The 1502-nt window shown below is 64.6% G+C and carries 2 protein-coding genes and 1 pseudogene; 2 read left to right on the forward strand and 1 reads right to left on the reverse strand.

The features are described from left to right. A pseudogene (locus EN935_RS35580) lies at positions 1-266 on the forward strand (DUF4996 domain-containing protein); the annotation flags it as partial. 51 nt (positions 267-317) lie between these two features. Here the strand turns inward: EN935_RS35580 and EN935_RS35585 are convergent. Then, positions 318-1190 (reverse strand): aldo/keto reductase family oxidoreductase, encoded by an 873-nt coding sequence (locus EN935_RS35585; protein ID WP_127265284.1) that lies wholly within the window; start codon positions 1188-1190, stop codon positions 318-320. A gap of 92 nt (positions 1191-1282) precedes the next feature. On the opposite strand from EN935_RS35585, the gene EN935_RS35590 reads away from it, so the two are divergent. Further along, positions 1283-1502, forward strand: a 220-nt coding sequence (locus EN935_RS35590; RefSeq protein WP_164771665.1) for a LysR family transcriptional regulator, incomplete at its 3' end; no start/stop codon positions are given.

Genomic DNA, 1502 nt, shown 5'->3' on the forward strand with positions numbered 1-1502 from the left:
GGGGCAACTGGCACATCTGGGCCGACACCTACGCCATCGTCAACAAGCCGGGCGGCTTCCTGGCTGGCGGCCGCGGCGACGAACTGGCAGTGCAAGCCAGCCTGCCGCGCGAAAGCTGGGGTTTTTGGGCTGATCGGGGCGCCACCATCATCCAGACCGACGAGCCGAAGGCGGCCATCGACTGGCTGGCGGCGAACGGTTTTCGCGTGCCTTATGCTGATGAGGCGCGGCCGGCTGAGCCGGCGAATACGGCGAGTATCAACTAAGCGGCGGCTGCGGCAGCCAATCTCCCCCACGAGGGGGGAGATTGGCTAGCTTCAAGCCGCCAGCGCCACGCCGTCCAGTTCGCTGAGCACATCCTGTGGCAATTCGAGTTCACCCGCCGCTAGGTTTTCCCTGAGATGCCCGACCGACGATGTGCCGGGGATCAGCAGGATGTTGGGCGCGCGGCGCAGCAGCCAGGCGAGCGCGACCTGCATGGGTGTGGCGCCGAGGCGCGCTGCGACTTTCGACAGGGTGGAAGATTGCAGTGGATTGAAGCCGCCGAGCGGGAAGAACGGCACATAGGCAATGCCGTCGCGGGCAAGGTCGTCGATTAGGGCGTCGTCGTCGCGATGTGCCAGATTGTACTGGTTCTGCACGCAGACGATCTCGGCGATCCGGCGTCCTTCGGCTATCTGCGCCGACGTCACGTTGCTCAGCCCGATGTGCCGGACCAGGCCCTGTTGTTGAAGCCCGGCCAGCACAGCGAGCGGGGCTTCGATCGATCCCTCGGCTGGACCATGGGTATCGAACATGATGCGCAAATTGACCACATCAAGCACCTCGAGCCCGAGATTGCTGAGATTGTCGTGCACCGCCTGGGTCAGCGCTTCGGGAGAAAAGGCCGGCAGCCACGATCCATCCGTGCCGCGCCGGGCGCCGATCTTGGTGACGATGACCAGATCGTCCTTGTAGGGTGCCAGGGCCTCGCGGATCAGCCGGTTGGTGACGTGCGGCCCATAGAAATCGCTGGTATCGATGTGGTCGACGCCTTGCGCAATGGCCTCGCGCAGCACTGCCAATGCCGCGTCACGGTCTTTGGGCGGCCCGAACACGCCGGGTCCGGCGAGTTGCATGGCACCGTAGCCGAGCCGCTTCACGCTGTGGCTGCCAAGGGTGAAGGTGCCGGCCTGTTGAATATTGGACATGCTTGATCTCCTTTTGAGGAGGCAGAGATAGGCGTTGCTCAACCTCGTGATAATCAGGTACAATCCACACAGGCTGTGCGGAATGGCGAACAATGATGGATCTCAGTGATCTGAACGCCTTCGTTGCGGTGGCGCGCGCCGGCGGCTTTCGCGATGGCGCGCGTGCCAGCGGCGGCAGCGCTTCGGGCTTGAGTGAGGCGGTGCGTCGCCTGGAAGTGCAGCTCGGCGTCAGGCTGTTCAACCGCACGACGCGCAGTGTCGTGCCGACCGAGGCAGGTCTCAGCCTGCTGGAACGGCTCGGCCCGGCGCTGG

Source organism: Mesorhizobium sp. M7D.F.Ca.US.004.03.1.1, from assembly GCF_003998635.1.
Lineage (GTDB): Bacteria > Pseudomonadota > Alphaproteobacteria > Rhizobiales > Rhizobiaceae > Mesorhizobium > Mesorhizobium loti.

Bases quoted from the DNA above. Each gene is read 5' to 3' on its own strand.
- EN935_RS35585 (WP_127265284.1), bottom strand. From the start codon at position 1,190: ATGTCCAATATTCAACAGGCCGGCACCTTCACCCTTGGCAGCCACAGC.